Below are 20,112 nucleotides of genomic sequence, written 5' to 3'. Positions count from 1 at the left end.
GGACCTGGCGGCGATGACCGAACTGTCGCAGCGCATCGCCGAGCAGATGGCCGGGACCGCCGCTCCGGCGCCGCGGCCGCCGCAGACGCACGGGCCCCGGGTGACGGTCGCGAAGACCTCCGGCATGGTCCAGGACGTTTCGCCGCACACCCAGCAGGAGCACCTGACCGACCTCGTGCGCCGCTACACCGCCAGAACGCCGACCTCCAAGCGGGTCGCCCAGCGCTACCGCCGTGTCCTGGCGGACAGCCGCGCGGTCGTCGGCTTCCGCAGTGGCACGAAGGAGATGCTGTACCCCATCGTCGGCCGCCGGGCGAGCGGCGCACGCCTCGAGGACGTCGACGGCAACGAGTACGTCGACATCACCATGGGCTTCGGCGTCCTGCTCTTCGGCCACGAGCCCGACTTCGTCACCGAGGCCGTGCGCGAGCACCTGTCCCGGGGCATCCAGCTCGGCCCCCGCACCATCGAGACCGGCGAGGCGGCGGAGCTCCTTGCCGACCTCACCGGCCTGGAGCGGGTGGCCTTCGCCAACTCCGGCACGGAGGCGAACTCGGCGGCCATCCGCCTCGCCCGCGCCGCCACCGGCCGCGACAAGATCGTCTCGTTCCTGGGCGCGTACCACGGCCACGCCGACAACGTTCTGGGCCGGGCCTCGAACAGCGGCGGCGACCAGATCACCGTGCCCGTCTCCCGGGGCATCCCGCAGGCCGCCGTCTCCGATCTCCTGGTCCTCGACTACGGCAGCGACGCCGCCCTGGAGACGATCGCCCGGAACGCCGGCGACATCGCCGCGGTCGTCGTGGAGCCGGTGCAGAGCAGACATCCCCAGCTCCAGCCGGTGGAGTTCGTGCGCAGGCTGCGGGAGCTGACCCGACGCCACGGCATCGTGCTGCTCTTCGACGAGATGCTGACCGGCTTCCGCCCCGCCCCGCGCGGCGCGCAGGAACTGTACGGCGTGACCCCGGACCTCGCCACCTACGGCAAGCTCCTCGGCGGCGGCTTCCCGATCGGCGCCATCGCCGGCCGCGCCGACATCATGGACGGCGTCGACGGCGGCCACTGGTCCTACGGCGACGACAGCTACCCACCCGCCGACACCACCTTCTTCGGCGGTACCTACATCCAGCACCCGGTGTCGATGGTCGCCGCCCGCGCCGTGCTGACCCACCTCAAGGAGCACAGCCCGCGCCTCCAGGAGCGCCTCAACGCGCGTACCGCCGAACTGGCTGCGACGCTGAACGGCTTCTTCGAGGCCGAGGAGTACCCGCTGCGGATGAGCCACTTCGGCTCCCAGTTCCGCTTCGAGCACCGTGCCGACATGGAGCTGCTCTACCACCACCTGATGCTGCGCGGCGTGCACGTGTGGGAGTGGCGCAACTTCTTCCTGTCCACCGCCCACTCGGACGGCGACATCGAGTTCGTCGCCGACGCCGTACGGGACTCCCTGCGTGAACTGCGGTCGGCGGGCTTCTTCCCGGGCGCGCGGCCCCCGGTACCGGTGACAGCACCGCCGAAGCCGGCGCAGGCCGTGCCCGCCCCACCACAGACGGCGCAGGCCGTGCCCGCCCCACCACAGACGGCGCCGCCCGCCCCCGTGGCATCCATGGCCTGGAACGCCGCGGCCGCCACCGCACCCCGCAACGAACCCGCCGAGGAAGCCGTACCCCGCACACCCGACTTCAGCGTCTACTTCTTCGGCGACTACCCGCAGGACACCTCGGCGCCCCGCCAAGGCCAGTACGAACTCCTCATGGACGTCGCCCGGTTCGCCGACCGGCACGGCTTCCACTCGCTGTGGATGCCCGAGCGGCACTTCCACTCCTTCGGCGGCCTCTTCCCCAACCCGGCGGTGCTCGCCGCCGCGCTGTCCCGCGAGACCGAACGCATCCGGCTCAACGCGGGCTCCGTCGTCCTGCCCCTCCACGACCCCATCCGGGTCGCCGAGGAGTGGTCCATGGTCGACAACCTCTCCGGAGGACGCGTCGGCATCGGTGTCGCCAGCGGCTGGAGCGCCAACGACTTCGTCTTCTTCCCCGACCGATTCGGCCGGCACAAGGAGCTGATGTACGAACAGCTCGAAGAGGTACGGACGTTCTGGCGAGGCGACGCCATGCACCGGACCAGTGGGGACGGCGAGGCCGAGGTGCGGCTCTTCCCCCGGCCGGTGCAGGACGCCCCGCCCATGTACACCGCGGTGGTGGGCAACCCCGCGTCGTACGAACTCGCCGCCCGCCACGACCTGGGCATCGTCACCAACCTGATGACCCAGACCGTCGAACAGCTCCGGGACAACATCGCCCTCTACCGGCGTACCCGGGCCTCGCACGGCCTGGACCCGGACGCCGGGCGCGTGGCCGTCCTGTTGCACACCTACCTCGCCGATGACCACGACACCGCGCGGACCGAGGCCTACGAACCGCTGTCCCGCTACATGCGCGCGTCCCTGTCCGTGTTCAGCGGCGTCACCAACAGCCTCGGGCACAGCATCGACCTGGCCGACCTGAGCGAGGACGACCTGGACGCCGTGTTCCGCCGCGCCTACGGCCGCTACTGCGACCAGCGCGCCCTGATCGGCACGGCGGACAGTGTGCGGCCGGTGGTGGACGCGGTGACCGCGGCCGGCGCCGACGAGATCGTCGCCCTCGTCGACTTCGGCGTCGCGGAGGACGCGTTGCGCGGGGGACTGCCCCGCCTGGACACCCTGCGCCGACGGCACAGCCGGCCGGCTCCCGCCCGCATCACCTCTTCAGCCACCGGACCCACCCACGCCGACGCCCCCTTGTCGCCCGGCCAGGAACGGATCTGGTTCCTGGAGCGCCTGCTCCCGGGACGCACCGCCTACAACGAGATCAAGGCGATCCGCCTCGACGGTCCCCTCGACGTACCCGCCCTGCGTGCGGCGCTGCGCGGTCTCATCGCCCGGCACGAGGGGCTGCGCACCGTCTTCGGCGAAACCGGAGGGGAGCCCCGGCAGATCGTACGGGCGTCCGCCGAGCCCGACTTCGAGATCGTGCACGGCGGGCTCCAGGACGTCCTCGCGGCCGAGAGCGCACGCCGCTTCGACCTGGCGAACGGCCCGCTGTTCGTCACCCGGCTGGTCAGGCTCGCCGAGGCGGAGCACGTCCTCGTGCTGTCCCTGCACCACATCGTGGTCGACGCGGCCTCCGCCACCGTCCTCGCCCGTGACCTGTCCGCCCTCTACCGGGCCGAACGCGAGGCCACCACCCCTGATCTCCCGGCCCTCACCTGGAGCTACGCCGACCACGCCCGGGAACTGGCGGCGTCCGCGAACAGCCCCGAGGCCGAGGAGGACCTGGCCTACTGGCGCCGCACCCTCGGCGGTGAGCTGCCCGTCCTCACCCTGCCCACCGACCGGCCGCGCCCCGCGACGATGACCTCCAACGGCCGAGCGGTCTTCCACACCCTCGACCCGGAACTCTCCCGCCGCCTGCGCGAGTTGAGCCGCACGCGCCGCAGCACCCTGTTCATGACCCTGCTCGCGGGATACGCGACGATGCTGCACCGGATCACCGGACAGACCGACATCGTCGTCGGCACCCCGATCTCGGACCGTCCTGAGCGGGCCGAGCACCTGCTCGGCTTCTTCGTGAACACCCTCGCGCTGCGCCTCGACCTGTCCGGGGACCCCGCGTTCTCCGCGCTGCTGGAGCGCGTGCGCACGATCGCCCTCGACGCCTACGACCACGCGCGGGTGCCGTTCGAGACGGTGGTGCGCGAACTCGCCCCGGCCAGGGCGGTAGACCGGACACCGGTGTTCCAGGCCTTCGCCGAGTTCCAGCGCGCCGAACCGTTCCGCTTCGACCTGCCCGGCATCGAGGCCACCCCCCTGGACGCCGGCCCGGACAAGTCCCTCACGGACCTCACCGTCTATTTCACCGACCAGCCGCACGGCATCCGCTGCCATCTGGAGTACAACACCGACCTGTTCGACCAGCACACCGTCGACCGGTTCTTCGCCACCTTCCAGGACCTGCTCGCGGCGGCCGTCGACACCCCCGAGGCGCCCCTGTCCCAGCTCGCCCCCGCTGCCGTCGACACGGCGGTCGAGGGCGACCCCGTTCCGGAGTCCTGGCAGCACGGCCCTGCCCGCCCGTCGGCAGACACCACCGTCCACGCCCTCTTCGCCCGGCAGGCAGCCGCCCGGCCGAACAGCACGGCGGTGATCAGCGGGAACTCCCGGCTGACCTACCGCGAACTGGACGACCGGGCCGAGCGATTGGCCTCCGCCCTGCGAGCGCAGCACACGACGGGCGGCGACACGGCGGGAACGGTGGCCCTGTGGCTGCCGCGTTCCGCCGACCTCGTCGTCGCCATGCTCGCCGTGCTGAAGACGGGTCGCGCCTATGTCCCGCTCGACCCCTCCCTGGGCCGGGCACGCGCCGAGCAGGTCATCGCCGAGTGCGGGGCCCGGACGCTGGTGTCGACGCGCGGGGAAGCGGCGGCCCTGAAGCTGCCCGGGCAGGTGACCGTCGTATCGCCGGACGCGACCGCACCACTCGGGCAAGGCGTCGCGTCCCTCCCCGACGACCACTCCCCGTGCTGCGTCCTCTACACCTCCGGCAGCACCGGCACGCCCAAGGGCGTCGTCGTGGCACACCGCGGCGTCGTCGACCTGTGCGCATGGCAGCACCGGCGCTTCGCCTTCACCCAGGCCGACCGCAGCGCCGTCGTGTGCAGCCAGAGCTTCGACGCCTCGCTCCTGGAGATCTGGCCGGCGCTGACCGCGGGAGCGTCGGTCGTCATCGCCGACGAGGAACTGCGAAGGGATCCGCGGTCCCTGGCCCGGTGGTACGCCGAGCAGGGCATCACCTTCTCGATCCTGCCCACCGCCCTCGGCGAACGAGTGCTTCGCCTGCCCCCGGCCGACCAGCCGCCCCTGCGCCACCTGCTGCTCGGCGGCGACGTGCTGCGCACCCGGCCGCGGCCCGAGGCGCCGTACGAGACGGTGAACGTGTACGGACCCACCGAGGTCACCGTGCTGTGCACCACGCACACCGTACCCGCGCAGGGCGAGGACGCCGCCGCGATCGCGCTCGGGCGCCCGGTCGACAACGTACGGCTGAGGGTGCTCGACGCGTCCGGCACCCCGGTCCCCGTCGGCACGGTGGGGGAGTTGTACGTCGGCGGCCCCGGCGTGGCCCTCGGCTATCTGCACCGCACCCAACTCACGGAGGAGCGCTTCCTGCCCGACCCGCTCGGCGGCCCGGACGCCCGCCGGTACCGCACCGGCGACCTGGTCCGCTGGAGGGGTGACGGGACGCTGGAGTTCCGCGGCAGGGCCGACGACCAGGTGAAGATCCGGGGCTTCCGGGTCGAGCCGGAAGAGGTCTCCCGCGTGCTCAACGCCCTGGACGGGGTGCGCGAGGCGGCCGTGCTGGCCCGCCGCAACGACCGCGGCGAGGCCTACCTCGCGGCCTACGCCGTCCCCGCCGACCCGATCGGTACAGCGGCCGACGACAGGCAGGCGTACGCCGACCTCGTGGCCGAGGAACTGGCGGCCCGGCTGCCGGAGTACCTGGTACCGCGTGCCTGGCGGGTCCTGTCGGCCCTTCCCGTGACGGGCAACGGCAAGCTGGACCGCTCCGTGCTGCCGGCGCCCGACCTCGTCACCACGGCCCCGAGCCCCACCAGACCGGGCACCACCATCGACGAAGGGCCCCGGGCCGGTCACCGTACGGACGTCGAGCGACGCGTACGGCAGCTGTGGGCGGACGAGTTCGGCGTCGACGCGGACGGCATCGCGGCCGACGTCTCGTTCTTCGACCTGGGCGGCCACTCGATCACCGCGATGCGGCTGGTCAACCAGGTCCGGGAGGAGTTCGGCACCGACTACCCGATGCTGAGCTTCTACCAGGAGCCGACACTGCGGGCCATGACGGCCCAACTGGCCCTGGCGGCGGGCGAGATGTCGTCGGGCCCGGGATCCGGGTCCGGCGAAGGGCCCGGCTCGGTGGAACGCCGGGCACCCGCCACCGCTCAGCAGTCCCGTTTCGCCAAGGTGCACGCCGAACACCTCCTGCCCCAGGTCTTCAACGTCGCCCTGCGGATCACCCTCTCGGGAGAGCTGGACGTGACGGCCCTGCGCACGGCCCTGACCGGCCTCGTCGAGCGGCACGAGGGACTGCGGACCCGTCTGGTCCCCAGCGGGGACGGCTGGGAGCAGCAGGTGCTCCGGCCCGGTGCGGTGGAACTGCCGGTCGAGGACATCACCGCACGGCCTGCCGGAGAGCGGCAGACGGCCTTGGACAAGGCCGGCACGGAGGCCACCGAAACACCGATCGACCCCACCCACGACACGCCGATGGCCGTGCGCCTCCTGCGCACCGGCGAGAGCACCTGGGTCCTGCTCCTCGTCCTGCACCACTCCGCCTGCGACGGCTGGTCCGTCAGCCTGCTGCTGAAGGAGCTGGCCGCGCTCTACGGCGCCGCCGTGCGGGGCGAGCCCCACACCCTGCCGCCCGTGCCGTGCCAACCCGCGGAGTACGCCCGCTGGCAGCAGGGCCAGGCGGACAAGGCCGCCGACGCCCGCAAGCTGCGGTTCTGGCTGCGCGAACTCGACGGAGTGCCGTTCAACGTCGGCCTGCCCCTGGACCGGCCCCGGCCCGAGAAGGCGAGCGGCCGGGGCGGTGCCGTGATGTTCACCGTGCCGGGCGAGGTGCGGACCGCCGTGGAGCGGCTGGCGCGGCAGCGGGGCACAACGCCCTTCGTGGTCACGGCGGCGGCCCTGGGCCGGCTCCTCGCGCGGAAGTCGGGGCAGACCGACGTCGTGTTCAACGTCTCCTACGCCAACCGTGAACGCCGCGCCTTCGAGTCCCTGCTGGCCTGCACGATCACCGGCTTCGCGCTGCCCGTGCGAGACGGAGTCGCCGGTTCCTTCGCCGGCCTGACGGACCGTGTCGCCCGCACGGCGGTGGAGTGCATGGATCAGGCCATGCCGGTCCGCCTGATCGCCCCCGCGCTGCAGGAACGCACGGGCGTGGCCGTGCCGGACCGGCTGGACGTCGGCTTCGCGTACCAGAACTCTCTGGACGCCGAGATCGAACTGCCCGGGCTGACCACGGCCGTCGAGGACCTCGCCCCCGCCGCGTCCCGCACGGAACTCACCTTCGGCCTCGTCCCGGCCGGGGACCAGCTCCAGGGATTCGTGGAGTACTCGGCCGACCTCTGGGACCGGACCACGATCGAGGGCTGGACCCGTGACTACGTCGCCCTGCTGCGCGACGAGACCGGCGGCGCGCTCGGGGACTGACCCCGGTCCGTGTCGCCACCCCGAGGTGCGCCCCGCTCCGGCGCGCCTCGCGGGCGGCGACACGGACAAGCCCGCCGACCACGCGCGGGACCAGCCCGTTCGTCTCGACGCCCCCGGCGGTGTCACCCTGCCCACCCACGTCACCAGGTCGCTGCGGTCGGTCAACTACCCCGACCAGTACGCCGTGGTGCGCGCCGACAGCTCCTTCACGGTGGTCAGCCCCAGGGCCTGACCCGTCCGCGGCACGAGACCGGGCGAACGGGGCCGCCCGTGTCCCGGCGGGAGACGGGTGCGCCGAAGCGCCGGGCCGGCCCCTCGGAGGGAAGGGGCCGGTCCGGCGCCTCGGCGCGTCACCGCTCAGGGCGTCTGCCAGCTGTGCGGGGCGTGGAAGGGGTGGGGGCGCCAGGAGGTGGTGCCGGGGGTGGACGCCTGCGCGTCGACGCCGGCTCGGGCGGCACGGCTGAGCAGCAGGGCCGCGAGGGCGGCCAGTTCCTCGTCCGTGGCTTGGCCCTTCTCGATGCGGATGGGGGGCGGGGGAGTGAGCATGGGACCTCCGTCACTGTGGGGCGGCCGTGCCGTCACTGAGGGGGGTTGCCGTGCTTGCGGGCGGGGTGGTCGGCGTGCTTGGTGCGCAGCATCGCCAGTGAGCGGATGAGGACCTCGCGGGTGTCGGCGGGGTCGATGACGTCGTCGACCAGGCCCCGCTCGGCCGCGTAGTAGGGGTGCATCAGTTCCGCCTTGTACTCCTTGACCAGCTCGGCCCGCATGGCTTCGGGGTCCTCGGCCTCGGCGATCCGGCGGCGGAAGATGACGTTGGCCGCGCCCTCGGCGCCCATGACGGCGATCTCGTTCGTCGGCCAGGCGTAGGTGAGGTCGGCGCCGATGGACTGGCTGTCCATGACGATGTAGGCGCCGCCGTAGGCCTTGCGCAGGATCAGGGAGATCCGCGGCACCGTGGCGTTGCAGTACGCGTACAGCAGTTTGGCGCCGTGGCGGATGATGCCGCCGTGCTCCTGGTCGACGCCGGGCAGGAACCCGGGGACGTCCAGGAGGGTGACGATCGGGATGCTGAAGGCGTCGCACATCTGCACGAAGCGGGCGGCCTTCTCGCTGGCCTCGATGTCCAGGACACCGGCGAGCACCCGGGGCTGGTTGGCGACGACGCCCACCACCTGCCCGCCGAGACGGGCCAGCGCGCAGATGATGTTGCGCGCCCAGCGCTCGTGGACCTCCAGGTACTCGCCGTCGTCGACGATCTCCTCGAGGACCTCCACCATGTCGTAGGGCCGGTTGCCGTCCGCCGGGACCAGGTCGGCGAGGGTGTCGCAGCGACGGTCGTGCGGGTCGTCGCACGGCACCGCGGGCGGGTTCTCCCGGTTGTTCTGCGGGAGCAGGGACAGGAGGTAGCGGACCTCGGCGATGCAGGTCTCTTCGTCGTCGTAGGCGAAGTGGCAGACGCCGCTGGTCTCGGCATGCACGTCCGCGCCGCCGAGGCCGTTCTGGGTGATCTCCTCACCGGTGACCGCCTTGACGACGTCCGGTCCGGTGATGAACATCTGCGACGTCTCGCGGACCATGAAGACGAAGTCGGTGAGTGCGGGGGAGTAGGCGGCACCTCCGGCGCACGGGCCGAGCATCACCGAGATCTGCGGGATGACGCCGGACGCCCGGGTGTTGCGCTGGAAGATGCCGCCGTAGCCGGCGAGCGCGGTGACGCCCTCCTGGATGCGGGCGCCGGCGCCGTCGTTGAGGGAGACCAGCGGTGCGCCCGCCGCGATGGCCATGTCCATGATCTTGTGGATCTTGGTGGCGTGGGCCTCGCCCAGCGCACCGCCGAAGATCCGGAAGTCATGGGCGTAGACGAACACCGTGCGGCCCTCCACCGTGCCCCAGCCGGTGATCACACCGTCCGTGTACGGCTTCCTGGCCTCCAGGCCGAATCCGGTCGCCCGGTGCCGGCGCAGCTGCTCGACCTCGCGGAACGAGCCCTCGTCCAACAGCAGGCCGATGCGCTCGCGCGCGGTCAGCTTGCCCTTGGCGTGCTGCGCCCGCGTCGCCTTCTCACTCGGGCCGGCCAGCACCTGGCGGCGTATCCCGGCCAGCTCCGCGACGTGGGACCTCATGTCTCCCCCTGATGGGACGGGATGTCAGTTGCCGAGCCGGCGCAGACCGTTCATCTGGAGCACGGCGAAGGCCGCGACGACGGCCGCTTGGAGCGGGGTCCACACCGTGCCGACGGTGTTCGGGTCCAGCCAGCCGAAGACCACGGCGGCCACGCTCGCGACCGCCCACAGCAGGTTCGCCTCGATGACCACCTTGGTGGCCGTGGTGGACGGCACCGGACGGCTGGCCAGCACGGCGACCAGTGCGCCGTAGACGGTGAGGAACACGCCGATGCCGCGGAGGAAGCCGGTGTCGAGGCCGAGCAGGTCCCCCACCGGACCGGCGGCGAACAGGTAGATGAGGCCGTTGCCGCCGGTCACGACGGCGTCGAGGCCGAGGAAGAGGCGTAACGGACGCGCGGCCTCCGCGCGTCCCTGGGTCGTCACGGCGCGGGCCGGCGACTGGCTCGTGGTCATGTGGTTCTCCAAAGGTCGGGGGGCGGTTTCCACTTCCGATCCGGATCGTTCCAGGCAGTGCTGACCAGCGGCTGACGTGCCGCTTACGCGGCGCAGGGACCGGTGGCGTCAGGTGAGCTGGAGCAGGGGAGTGCGCACGTCACCGGACAGGGCCGGGTCGTGGGACAGGATGGCGCTCTCGACCTGCCGCAGCGCGGGGGAGGGCTCGATGCCGAGTTCGTCGGCGAGGTGGCGGCGCATACGGCGGAACACGTCCAGGGCGTCGGCCTGGCGGCCCGCGCAGTACAGGGCGATCATCAGCTGCTCGCAGAAGCGTTCTCTGAGCGGGTGGCTCGTGTGGGTCTCGGCGAGTTCGGCCAGGACGGCGGCGTGCCGGCCGAGCCGCAGCTCGGCGTCGAAGCGGAGCTCCATGGCCCGCATGCGGTACTCCTCGTAGCGGGCGCCGGCGAGCTGGCACAGGGTCCCGCCGGTGAAGCCGCCGAAGACCGGCCCCCGCCACATGGCCAGGGCTTGTCTCAGTAACCGGGCCGCCTCCTCAGGTGAGCCCGAGCCGAGGGTCTCGGCCTGCCGGACCGTCCTGACGAACTCGGCGGCGTCCAGCTCTCCCTCGTTGACCGTCAGGCGGTAGCCCGAGGGGTGGATGGTGACGCGCGAGGTGGTGCGGTCGGGCTCGAGGCCGCGCAGCTTACGGCGCAGCCGGCTGACATGGGCCTGCAGGGCGTTGGACTGGTTGTCCGGGGCGCCCTCGCCCCACATCTCCTCGACCAGCGCTTCACCGGAGACCGACTGGCCCTCGCTGACCAGCAGCGTCTGGACCAGGGTCCGTTGCAGATCGCCGGAGATCTCGGCCGGTCCCGACGCGGTGCGGATCTGCAGTGCCCCGAGGATCGAGAACCTCAGCATGTTTCCCCCTTGGCGATCAGTGCGGCAGAGAGTGGTCGGGGGGGTCGGTCGCGGCGGGCCGTCTCTGCGGCCGAGGCCGCGTGGCGTCTCCCGGCCGGCTTCCGTCCCGGGGTTTCCTCCCGACTACATCCTGGCACAGAATCATTCGTTTGAGAAGGTATTTTTTTTCTGAACGAGTCCGAGTCGTGCCGACATGGGCGCTGACCTGTGCGGTTGCCGGACAACAGAGGTCAAGCGGAAGGGGGTGGTGGTGGATGCGGACGTGTCTGCGCCCCGGCGCACCGCCCAGTGTCGGGCGGTGCGCCGGGGCGCGTGTGTCCGCCGGCGCGGGGGATCACCGACGGTGCGTGCGGCACCGGGGCGGCGCGGCCGGTGGGGCGGGGCCGTGCCGGAAGGCGGGTGCCGGAGCGTATATGACGAGCGGAGAGGGCAGGATTCGAACCTGCGTGGGCTTTGTGGGCCCGACCGTGAGATCGCTCTCTGGTCCCCGTTGAGCCGCTCCGGGCACCTCTCCTTGCGCGGCCGTTGGTGCGTGGCCGTTTTCGCGGAGAGGGCAGGATTCGAACCTGCGTGGGCTTTGTGGGCCCGACCGTGAGATCGCTCTCTGGTCCCCGTTGAGCCGCTCCGGGCACCTCTCCTCGTTCCCGGCTTCCGGTCTCCCGTGCCGTTCACGAGAACAACATTGGCAGGGAAGTCTGACAAAGCGCTGACATTTCTCTGACTCGATCCGAGAATTCCCGTCCGGTCTTTTCCCGCACCTGCCCTCGATGCTCTACTCGGGGCGACGGAAAACGCTCCCGAAAGGGGAAAACAATGACCGTGACCGCCATGGAAAACCCGGTTCTCGAGGCGATACGCACTCATACGTCAAGCGAGAACCCAAGCGCGTTCCTGGCCCTCAACAGCGGAAATGACGTCTTCACACTGCCCGGTGCCGACGGCGTCGTCGTGTACCGCCGCACGGGCCGGTTCGCCGTCCAGTTCGGCGGCCCCTTCACCGCCCCCGACGACTACGACCCTCTCCTGGAGGCTTTCCGCCGGCACGTCCGCGACGAGGGCCGCACCCTGGTCGGCATCCAGCTCCAGCGTGCCGACGCCGAGCACTACGCCCGCCGCGGCTTCACCGTCAACCAGGTCGGCGCCTCCTGGGCCGTCGGCCTGCCGGACTTCACTCTGCGCGGCACCCGCTTCATGCAGCTGCGCAACAAGATCTCCCGGGCCCGCCGCAACGGCCTGGTCGTCCAGGAGGTCCCCGCCGACGACCGGCAGGACGCGATCGCCGCCATCGACCGGGCCTGGCTCGGCTCCAAGGGCGGCGCCCAGCAACTGGAGTTCCTGGTCGGCCAGATCGGCGGACCGGCCCAGGCGCACCGCCGGCTGTTCACCGGCACCATCGACGGCAGCCCCGTGGCGTACATCTCCTACTCGCCGGTGTACGGCGGCCGGGCCGGTTGGATGCACGACCTGAGCCGACGCGTCCCGGATGGCTCCCCGGGACTGATGGAGGCCATCAACGCGACCGCCGTCGAGGTGTTCCGTTCGGAGGGCGTCGAGTGGCTGCACTTCGGCTTCACCCCGTTCACCGGTCTCGACGCCGACCACGAGATCGACGGCCACAGCCCGGCGTTCCAGTGGCTGATGCACGCCCTGTGGGCCGAGGGGGCCGCGCTGTACCCGGCGCAGACCCAGCTGTCGTACAAGCAGAAGTGGGCTCCGGACGTGGTCATCCCGGAGTACGTCGCCTTCGACGGCCCGCAGGCCTCGCTGGCGTCCTTCGCCCACGTCTTCCGTGCCTGCAAGGCGTTCTGACGAATCGTCAGCCACCACGCCCGCAGCGGGACACTCCGGACCGACCGTGCCCGCAGCGGGGTGCGACGTCGCGGCGCCCCGCGGGTCACCCTCCCCGCACCGCCCTCACGCACCACACGTCTTACGGAACAGGAGAACCAGCGATGAGTGACAACAACCCCGACACCAGCACCGAAACACTCCAGCACACCGTGGTCGAGCGGCTGATGGCCGTCATCGGCGCGCCCGACGACGAGGACGTGGCGCGCGACGCCGACGCCGCCGTCCTGGCGCTCGACGAACGGCTGCGCGCCGAGTCCGCCGCCTGACGGCCGCCGCCGATCAGACCGGCATCAGTGGCACATCAGCGCGGCGCAGCACGCTGGACACGTGTTCGTCCGGTGGTCCCCGGCGGAGTACCGCACTGTGCTCCGGCGTTCCCGGACCGCCGGGCGGGCACGCCCGCGCGTTCCCGACCGCCCGCGGGAGCACTGTCGACTCGCGGCGCCCGCAGGTCCGCGGGGCAGCGGCGCCGCCGCCCGAACCGGGCACTTCTCCCAAGGAGAGCAACGCATGCAGCGTCCGCACACACAAGAAGCCGGGGCAGCAGCCGCCTCCGCGGCCGGCCCGCGCACCGGTGCCTCGGCGACGTTCGCCGAGCTCCTCAAACGCGTCAAAGCGGAAGGTCTCCTCGACCTCGACCCGCGCTACTACGTGGGCCGACTCGCGATCAACACCACCCTGCTGCTGATCGGATTCGCCGCGTTCTTCGCCCTGGGCGACTCCTGGTGGCAGCTGCTGACGGCCCTGTGGATGGGGCTGTGCGGCGGCCAGTCGGCGTTCATGTGGCACGACGCCGGACACAAGGCCATGTTCCGCAGCAAGAAGGCCGCCTCCGCCGTCGGCTACATCCACGCCAACCTCGTCAACGGGGTCAGCTACGGCTGGTGGGTCAACCACCACAACCGGCACCACAGCAACCCCAACCACCTGGACAAGGACCCGGACATCGGTCGGCGCACCGTCATCTTCGACGTCAAGCAGTACCCCAGCCGGCGGGGCACGCAGAAGTTCGTCGTGCGCCACCAGAGCGTGCTGTTCTTCGTGCTGCTCGTCCTGGAGGGCTTCAAGATGCTCCGGACGGCCGTGGTGTCCATCGCGCAGGGCAAGACCAAGCGGCCGGTGCTGGAGTCGTTCCTGATCGTGCTGCGCGCCGCGGTCTACTGCGCCCTGGTCTTCACGGTGCTCTCGCCGGTCCTCGCCGTGGCGTTCATCCTCGTGCAGCACGCCGCCCTGGGCGTCTACTTCGGCATGATCTTCGCCCCGAACCACAAGGGCATGGACGTCCGCGACGGCGAGGAGGAGACCCTGGACTGGCTGGAGCGCCAGGTCCTCACCTCCCGCAACATCCGCCCGAACCCGGTGGTCGACTTCCTCTACGGCGGCCTCAACTACCAGGTCGAGCACCATCTGTTCCCGGCCATGCCGCAGAAGCACCTGGCGCGCGCCCGGGAACTGACCCGCGCCTACTGCGCCGAGCGCGGGGTGCCGTACCACGAGGTCGGCTTCTGGGCGTCCTACCGGGAGGTCGCCTCCTACCTGCACGAGGTCAGTGAGCCGGTGCGGGCCGGGACCGTGGAGGAGGAGATCAGGCGCCGGGCAGCCCAGGCGGCCTGACCCGGCCCGCGCCCCTCGGTCGCCGCCGGTCCGGGACCCCATACGCTTCGGTCCCGCACGGCCCCCGCACCCCCACGCGTCCACAGCCCCGGCCCCCGGGCCGCACGCCCGGGCCCGCCGTCGGCCCGGGCGGTTCCCTCACCGGAGCCCCTGAGAACCAGGAGTCCAAGGAGAGCCTCCCCATGTCCCAGACCACCACGGTGGCGGGCGGTGTCACCGCTCCCGCCGCGATCGGGGTCCGCCTGGACCGCATGCCGATCACCCCGATGCACCGAAGACTCACCATGGTCATCGGCATCGGCCTGCTCTTCGACACGTTCGAGAACAACCTCTCGGGCACCATCGCCAAAGTGCTCCAGAGCGACTTCGCCTTCGGGGCGACCGAGCTCAAACTCGTCCTGGCCTCGGTGTTCATCGGCCAGTTCATCGGCTCGCTGGTGCTCGGCCGGATCGCCGACCGGTTCGGCCGGCGCCGGGCCTTCCTGATCAACCTCGCCATCTACTCGGGCTTCTCCCTGCTGGGCGCCTTCTCGCCGAACGCCGCCTGGCTGATCGTCACCCGCTTCATGGCCGGCATCGGCATCGGTGCCGAACAGGTGCTGTCCGACTGCTACCTGGCCGACGTGCTGCCCGCCAAGCGGCGCGGCCGGTACATCGCCTGGGCCTACACCGTCGCCTTCTGCGGGGTGCCCGCCGTCGGCTTCGCCGCGCTGTGGCTGGTGCCCCTGTCCCCGCTGGGCATCGACGGCTGGCGCTGGCTGTTCGTGATCGGGGCGCTGGGCTCCGCCGTGGTGTGGGTGCTGCGCCGCCGGCTGATCGAGTCGCCGAGGTGGCTGGCCGCCCAGGGCCGCACCGCGGAGGCCGAGCTGCTGGTGGCCGAGATGGAGAAGGAGGCCTACCCGGACCGTCCCGCGCTGGTGCGCCCGGTGGCCGCGGACACCGCCGGACCGGTGGAACCGGCCGCGGTGCGCCACCGTGTGCGCGACGTGTTCGGCCGCGGCATGCGGCGCCGCACGGTGGTGCTGTGGATCTTCTGCGTGCTGTCCGTGGTCGGCTACTACGGTTTCGGCACGCTGGCCCCCCAGATCGTCGCGGCCAAGGGCTACGGCATCGTCGCGGGCATCGGCTTCACCGCGCTGTCCTTCCTGGGCTACCCGGTCGGTTCCGCGCTGGCCCTGCCGATCGTCGACCGGTTCGAGCGCCGGACGCTGGTCGCGGCGTCCGCGGCGGCGATGATGGTCGCCGGCCTCGGCTTCGCCTACGCCGGATCCCCCGCGCTCATCGTGGCGTTCGGCTTCGTCTACACCCTGTTCAGCAACGTCTTCTCCAGCGTCTCGCACGTGTACCTCTCCGAGCAGTATCCGACCGCGATCCGCGCCACCGCGTCCGGTGCCGCCTACTCGCTGTCCAAACTCAGCGCTGCCGCACTGCCGTTCGTCCTGCTGCCGGTCCTGGACGCGCACGGCCCCGGTGCCCTGTTCGGGGTCATCGCCGCGGCGATGGCGGCCCTGGCGGCGACCGTCCTGCTGCTGGGCGAGCGAACCACCGGGGCTCCGGTCGACGGCGTCCCCGGCCCCCCGACCACCCCCGTGACGAAGAGGAGCTGACGATGGCCTACGTCATCGCGCTGCCCTGCGTCGACGTCAAGGACCGCTCCTGCGTCGACGAGTGCCCCGTGGACTGCATCTACGAGGGCCGCCGGGCCCTGTACATCCACCCCGACGAATGCGTCGACTGCGGAGCCTGCGAACCGGTATGCCCCGTCGAGGCGATTTGCTTCGAGGACGACGTGCCCGCCGAGTGGGGCGACCACACCGCCTCCAACGCCGACTTCTTCGCCGCCGTGGGCTCGCCCGGCGGCGCCGCCGCACTCGGCGCCCTCGGCCACGACTCCCCGCTGGTGCGGGCCCTGCCCGAGGCGGTGAACCGGACATGAGCGGACTCCTCGCCGGCAAGCGGATCCTGGTGACCGGGGTCGTCACGGACGCGTCCATCGCCTTCCACACGGCCCGCATCGCCCAGGAGGAGGGTGCCGAGGTCATCCTCACCGGCTTCGGGCGCCTCTCCCTGATCGAGCGCGTCGCCGGACGGCTGCCGAAGCCGGCCCCGGTGCTCGAACTCGACGTCACCGACCAGCGGCAACTGGACGGCCTCGGCGACCGGATCCGCGAGCACACCGACACCCTGGACGGACTGGTGCACTCCATCGCCTACGGGCCGCGGGGCGCCTTCTCCTTCCTGGACGGCGACTGGAACGACGTGTCGACCGCCGTGCACGTGTCGGCGTACTCCCTGAAGTCGCTGACCACGGCCTGCCTGCCGCTGATGGAGCGGCGCGGCGGCTCGGTGGTCGGGCTGACCTTCGACGCCGCGGTCGCCTGGCCGCGCTACGACTGGATGGGCGTCGCCAAGGCCGCCCTGGAGTCGACCAGCCGCTACCTCGCCCGGGACCTGGGAGGCCGCGGCGTCCGCTGCAACCTCGTCGCGGCGGGACCGCTGCGCTCCATGGCGGCCAAGTCCATCCCCGGGTTCGCCGACCTCGCCGGGGTCTGGGAGCACCGGGCCCCGGCGGGCTGGGACCCCACCGACCCGGACCCGGCGGCCCGCGGGGTCGTCGCCCTGCTGTCGGACTTCTTCCCGCGCACCACGGGGGAGATCGTGCACGTCGACGGAGGGGTGCACATGATGGGCGCCTGAGCCCCGGGCCGGGCGCGGCGAAAGGGGCGGGAGCGGGTCGCGGACCCGGCTCCCGCCCCTTAGGGGTCCTTTCACTATGCCCGTCCGGGTCGCGCGGCCTGGCACCGCACCTCGCCGCGTTGCCGAAACGCCCACGTGGCTCCGCCACGAGGGCGCCCCGGCGCCTTGCGATGCACGGCACCAGACCACGCGACCTGATCGGACGCTCATAGTGAAAGGACCCCTTACGCGGTGGCGCCCGCCGGCGCCTACGCGGTGTCCCCGCCCGGCAGGATCCGGCGGAAGCCGGTGTACGGGACGAGGGCCTCGGGCAGCACCACCGAGCCGTCCTCCCGCACGCCCTGCTCCAGCAGCGCGGCGACCGTGCGGCCGATCGGCAGCGCCGAGCCGTTCAGCGTGGCCGCAGGCGTCCTGGTTCCGTCGGGCCGCTTGACGCGGATGTCCGCGCGACGCGCCTGGAAGGTGCCGCAGTCGGAGACCGAGGAGATCTCCCGGTAGGAGCCGCTGCCCGGCAGCCACACCTCGACGTCGTAGGTCATCCGGGCGGAGAACCCGAGGTCGCCGGCCGGCAGCAGCACCACGCGGTGCGCCAGTTCCAGGCGCTTCAGGCACTCCTCGGCGTGGTTCACCATGAGTTCGAGCTGCGCCGGGGCGTCCTCGGGGGCGCAGACGCGCACCAGCTCCACCTTCTCGAACTGGTGCAGCCGCAGGATGCCGCGGGTGTCCCGGCCGTACGCCCCGGCCTCCGCCCGGAAGCACGGCGTGCAGGCGGTGAAGGCCAGCGGCAACGAGCGGGAGTCCAGGAGCCGGCCGGCCACCAGGTTGGTCAGCGGGACCTCGGCGGTGGGGATCAGGAACAGCTCCCGCTCACCGACCTGGGTGCGGAACAGGTCGTCCTCGAACTTGGGCAGCTGCCCGGTACCGGTCATGGTGTCGCGGTCGACCAGGAACGGCACCGACTGCTCGGTGTAGCCGTGCTCACGGGTGTGCAGGTCGAGGAGGAAGTCGCGCAGGGCCCGCTCCAGTCGTGCCCCGGCCCCGCGGGCGACGGCGAAGCGGGCACCGGACAGCCGGGCCGCGGCCGGGCCGTCGAGGATGCCGAGGGACTCCCCGATGTCGGCGTGGTGGCGGGCGCCGTCCGCCGGACGAGGAGCGGGACCGCCCCGGCGTATCTCCACGGCCTCCTTCTCCGAGTCGCCGTCCGGGACCGCGTCCAGGGGGATGTTGGGGACGGAGAGCAGCAGCTCGGTCAGGTGTGCCGCGGCCGTGCGGGCGGCGGCCTCGGCCCGCTGCACCTCGGCCCGCAGCGCCCGGGCGGACGCCTTCTCCTCCTCGGTCGGCGGGCCGGAGCGGCGGGCCCTGGCCGTGCGGTTCAGCTCGGTGCGCAGCCGGGTCACCTCCGCCTGCGCGCCGTTGCGCTCGCGCAGGGCGTCGGCCAGCGCGGCCGGGTCGAGGTCGTGGCGGCGGCGGGCCAGCCGCCGTACGGCCTGCGGCCCGTCCTTCAGCAGTTCTTGGGGATCGTGCACGGTGGACTCCTGACGTGGGGCGGGGTGGGGTGGCCCGCGGACCGGCGGGGTGGGCGCCGTGCGGCCGGGTGCCGCACGGGAACAGCCGCCCGGCGGAGGTGCTCCGCGGGCGGCTGCCGGTACGTGGCCGGGCCGTTCAGGCCGGGGCGATGGCCAGGGCCGTGTTCTGGCCGCCGAAGCCCAGGGAGTTGCTCAGGGCGAGGTCGATGGGCATGTAGGTGGCGGTCTGCGCGAGTTTGATGTCGATCCTGGAGTCGGGCATGACGAGGTTGGCGGTGGGGGGCACGAGTTCGTGCTCGACGCTCAGCACGGTGAAGGCGGCCTCGACCGCCCCGGCCGCGCCGAGCAGGTGTCCGGTGACTCCCTTCGTGGATGTGACCAGCGGGTCCCCGCGCAGCGTCCGGCCGATCATGCGGGCTTCCGCCAGGTCGTTCAGCGGTGTCGACGTGCCGTGGGCGTTGACGTGCTGGACGTCGTCCGGGTCCGCGCCCGCGTCGGCGAGCGCGGCGCGGACGGCGGCCTCGATGCCCGCGCCGTCGGGGTGCGGCGACGTCATGTGGTGGGCGTCGGCGGTGGCGCCGTAGCCGATGATCCGGCCGTGCACATGGGCGCCGCGGGCGCGGGCGTCCGCCACCCGTTCCATGACGAGGATGCCGGCGCCCTCCCCGGCGACGAAGCCGTCCCGGTCGGCGTCGAACGGCCGGGACGCGGAGGCCGGGTCGTCGTGCCGTTTCGACAGCGCCCCCATCTGGGCGAAGCCGGCCATGACCAGTGGGGTGACCATGGCCTCGCTGCCGCCCGCGAGGACGATGTCGCAGCGGCCGAGGGCGAGCAGGTCCCGGGCCGTGCCGATGGCGGTCGCGCCCGAGGCGCAGGCGGTGGCCACCACCAGGTTGGGTCCGGTCGCCCCGAACTCGATGGCCGTCTGCCCGGCCAGCATGTTCGGCAGCTGCATGGGCAGCAGCAGCGGCGAGACGCGGTCGGCGCCCTGCTCGCGCAGCACGTGGTGCTGTTCCTCGACGGTGCCCGGGCCGCCATCCGCGCAGCCCAGCACCACACCCACCCGCGCCCCGTCCCACGTCTGCGGATCGAGGCCCGCGTCGGCCACCGCCTCGTGCGCGGCGACCAGCGCGAACTGGACGAACCGGTCCAGGCGGTGGGCCCGCCGCGCGCTCAGCAGGCGCTCGGGGTCGAAGCCGGGCACCCGGCAGGAGATACGTACGGGGTTATCCGTCAGCAGCGGATCGAGGGCGGCGGCCGGCCTGCCGTCGCAGACCGCCGCCCAGCTCGGCCCGACCCCGATACCACCCGGGGTGACCAGGCCGAGCCCGGTGACGGCGATGTCCATGCCGGCCATCAGACCTTCGCACTCCGCTCCTCCATCAGCCGGACCATGTCGGCCACGGTTTCCGCCTCCAGCAGGTCGTCGTCGCTGACGTCCAGGCCGAGCTCGGACTTCAGCAGCAACGACAGCTCCACCACGGCCAGCGAGTCCAGCTCGATGTCCTCCCGGGTGGCCTCCGGGGTGATGGCCTCGGGCGACACCTTGAGCTTGTTGGACAGGATTTCCTTGAGCTGCTCCAGCATGTCGGTTCCTTTCGACAGTTCTCTCGAAGGCGCAAGCGCCCGTTCTCCGCTGTGTCGGACAGCGCTTGTGGGAGGGGCCGCC

General features: G+C 72.1%; 15 protein-coding genes and 2 pseudogenes. 8 read left to right on the top strand and 9 right to left on the bottom strand.

The features are described from left to right. The first annotated feature begins 13 nt into the window (after positions 1–13). Together BJ965_RS09300 and BJ965_RS09295 are read left to right on the top strand one after the other, a co-directional pair. Positions 14–7,273, top strand: a complete 7,260-nt coding sequence (locus tag BJ965_RS09300) for a non-ribosomal peptide synthetase (RefSeq protein ID WP_184916986.1) — start codon at positions 14–16, stop codon at positions 7,271–7,273. A gap of 25 nt (positions 7,274–7,298) precedes the next feature. Continuing rightward, the gene (locus BJ965_RS09295; protein WP_184918060.1) at positions 7,299–7,505 is read left to right on the top strand and encodes a hypothetical protein; all 207 of its coding nucleotides are present in this window, start codon (positions 7,299–7,301) and stop codon (positions 7,503–7,505) included. Positions 7,506–7,630: 125 nt separating this feature from the next. Here BJ965_RS09295 and BJ965_RS09290 read toward each other — a convergent pair whose 3' ends face one another. The 6 genes and pseudogenes from BJ965_RS09290 to BJ965_RS09265 form a co-directional block, all read right to left on the bottom strand. After that, positions 7,631–7,819 carry an acyl-CoA carboxylase epsilon subunit gene (locus BJ965_RS09290; protein ID WP_030234973.1) on the bottom strand — a complete coding sequence of 63 codons (189 nt, stop codon included), beginning with the start codon at positions 7,817–7,819 and terminating at the stop codon, positions 7,631–7,633. Between the two features lie 32 nt (positions 7,820–7,851). Then, entirely contained in the window at positions 7,852–9,396 is a 1,545-nt protein-coding gene (locus BJ965_RS09285; protein WP_184908236.1) for an acyl-CoA carboxylase subunit beta, read from the bottom strand. Positions 9,397–9,420: 24 nt separating this feature from the next. Beyond that, complete coding sequence (locus BJ965_RS09280; protein WP_184908235.1) at positions 9,421–9,852, bottom strand: hypothetical protein; 432 nt, start codon at positions 9,850–9,852, stop codon at positions 9,421–9,423. A gap of 108 nt (positions 9,853–9,960) precedes the next feature. Then, the gene (locus BJ965_RS09275) at positions 9,961–10,755 is read right to left on the bottom strand and encodes an AfsR/SARP family transcriptional regulator (RefSeq protein ID WP_184908234.1); all 795 of its coding nucleotides are present in this window, start codon (positions 10,753–10,755) and stop codon (positions 9,961–9,963) included. Positions 10,756–11,176: 421 nt separating this feature from the next. Then, positions 11,177–11,269 (bottom strand): annotated as a pseudogene (locus BJ965_RS09270). A 31-nt stretch (positions 11,270–11,300) separates the two neighbouring features. Further along, a pseudogene (locus BJ965_RS09265) lies at positions 11,301–11,393 on the bottom strand. 175 nt (positions 11,394–11,568) lie between these two features. Here BJ965_RS09265 and BJ965_RS09260 point away from each other — a divergent pair. From BJ965_RS09260 to fabI, 6 genes are all read left to right on the top strand, one after another. Next, positions 11,569–12,564 carry a DUF2156 domain-containing protein gene (locus BJ965_RS09260; RefSeq protein ID WP_184908233.1) on the top strand — a complete coding sequence of 332 codons (996 nt, stop codon included), beginning with the start codon at positions 11,569–11,571 and terminating at the stop codon, positions 12,562–12,564. A 143-nt stretch (positions 12,565–12,707) separates the two neighbouring features. Continuing rightward, positions 12,708–12,872: a hypothetical protein gene (locus BJ965_RS09255; RefSeq protein WP_184908232.1), complete on the top strand. Its 165-nt coding sequence runs from the start codon at positions 12,708–12,710 to the stop codon at positions 12,870–12,872. A 244-nt stretch (positions 12,873–13,116) separates the two neighbouring features. After that, the gene (locus BJ965_RS09250) at positions 13,117–14,220 is read left to right on the top strand and encodes a fatty acid desaturase family protein (RefSeq protein ID WP_030854067.1); all 1,104 of its coding nucleotides are present in this window, start codon (positions 13,117–13,119) and stop codon (positions 14,218–14,220) included. 182 nt (positions 14,221–14,402) lie between these two features. After that, on the top strand, positions 14,403–15,827 hold the full coding sequence (locus BJ965_RS09245) for an MFS transporter (protein WP_184908231.1): 1,425 nt from the start codon (positions 14,403–14,405) through the stop codon (positions 15,825–15,827). Between the two features lie 2 nt (positions 15,828–15,829). Further along, positions 15,830–16,156 (top strand): ferredoxin, encoded by a 327-nt coding sequence (fdxA, locus tag BJ965_RS09240; protein ID WP_184908230.1) that lies wholly within the window; start codon positions 15,830–15,832, stop codon positions 16,154–16,156. Continuing rightward, positions 16,153–16,917: an enoyl-ACP reductase FabI gene (gene fabI / locus BJ965_RS09235; protein WP_184908229.1), complete on the top strand. Its 765-nt coding sequence runs from the start codon at positions 16,153–16,155 to the stop codon at positions 16,915–16,917. The genes fdxA and fabI overlap by 4 nt, the downstream gene beginning before the upstream one ends. A gap of 248 nt (positions 16,918–17,165) precedes the next feature. Here the strand turns inward: fabI and serS are convergent, their stop codons facing one another. The 3 genes from serS to BJ965_RS09220 form a co-directional block, all read right to left on the bottom strand. Next, on the bottom strand, positions 17,166–18,443 hold the full coding sequence (gene serS, locus BJ965_RS09230) for a serine--tRNA ligase (protein WP_184908228.1): 1,278 nt from the start codon (positions 18,441–18,443) through the stop codon (positions 17,166–17,168). Positions 18,444–18,579: 136 nt separating this feature from the next. Continuing rightward, positions 18,580–19,800 (bottom strand): beta-ketoacyl-[acyl-carrier-protein] synthase family protein, encoded by a 1,221-nt coding sequence (locus tag BJ965_RS09225; protein ID WP_030234941.1) that lies wholly within the window; start codon positions 19,798–19,800, stop codon positions 18,580–18,582. Continuing rightward, complete coding sequence (locus BJ965_RS09220; RefSeq protein ID WP_018888444.1) at positions 19,800–20,030, bottom strand: acyl carrier protein; 231 nt, start codon at positions 20,028–20,030, stop codon at positions 19,800–19,802. Before BJ965_RS09220 ends, BJ965_RS09225 begins: the two co-directional genes overlap by 1 nt. Positions 20,031–20,112: the final 82 nt, after the last annotated feature.

The organism is Streptomyces luteogriseus (assembly GCF_014205055.1).
Lineage (GTDB): Bacteria > Actinomycetota > Actinomycetes > Streptomycetales > Streptomycetaceae > Streptomyces > Streptomyces luteogriseus.
Note: the sequence above shows the minus strand (reverse complement) of the source record. Positions and strands in the feature narration are given on the sequence as shown.

Bases quoted from the DNA above. Each gene is read 5' to 3' on its own strand.
- BJ965_RS09300 (WP_184916986.1), top strand. From the start codon at position 14: ATGACCGAACTGTCGCAGCGCATCGCCGAGCAGATGGCCGGGACCGCC.
- fabI (WP_184908229.1), top strand. From the start codon at position 16,153: ATGAGCGGACTCCTCGCCGGCAAGCGGATCCTGGTGACCGGGGTCGTC.
- fdxA (WP_184908230.1), top strand. From the start codon at position 15,830: ATGGCCTACGTCATCGCGCTGCCCTGCGTCGACGTCAAGGACCGCTCC.
- BJ965_RS09285 (WP_184908236.1), bottom strand. From the start codon at position 9,396: ATGAGGTCCCACGTCGCGGAGCTGGCCGGGATACGCCGCCAGGTGCTG.
- BJ965_RS09280 (WP_184908235.1), bottom strand. From the start codon at position 9,852: ATGACCACGAGCCAGTCGCCGGCCCGCGCCGTGACGACCCAGGGACGC.
- BJ965_RS09260 (WP_184908233.1), top strand. From the start codon at position 11,569: ATGACCGTGACCGCCATGGAAAACCCGGTTCTCGAGGCGATACGCACT.
- BJ965_RS09250 (WP_030854067.1), top strand. From the start codon at position 13,117: ATGCAGCGTCCGCACACACAAGAAGCCGGGGCAGCAGCCGCCTCCGCG.
- BJ965_RS09275 (WP_184908234.1), bottom strand. From the start codon at position 10,755: ATGCTGAGGTTCTCGATCCTCGGGGCACTGCAGATCCGCACCGCGTCG.
- BJ965_RS09220 (WP_018888444.1), bottom strand. From the start codon at position 20,030: ATGCTGGAGCAGCTCAAGGAAATCCTGTCCAACAAGCTCAAGGTGTCG.
- BJ965_RS09290 (WP_030234973.1), bottom strand. From the start codon at position 7,819: ATGCTCACTCCCCCGCCCCCCATCCGCATCGAGAAGGGCCAAGCCACG.
- BJ965_RS09255 (WP_184908232.1), top strand. From the start codon at position 12,708: ATGAGTGACAACAACCCCGACACCAGCACCGAAACACTCCAGCACACC.
- BJ965_RS09225 (WP_030234941.1), bottom strand. From the start codon at position 19,800: ATGGCCGGCATGGACATCGCCGTCACCGGGCTCGGCCTGGTCACCCCG.
- BJ965_RS09245 (WP_184908231.1), top strand. From the start codon at position 14,403: ATGTCCCAGACCACCACGGTGGCGGGCGGTGTCACCGCTCCCGCCGCG.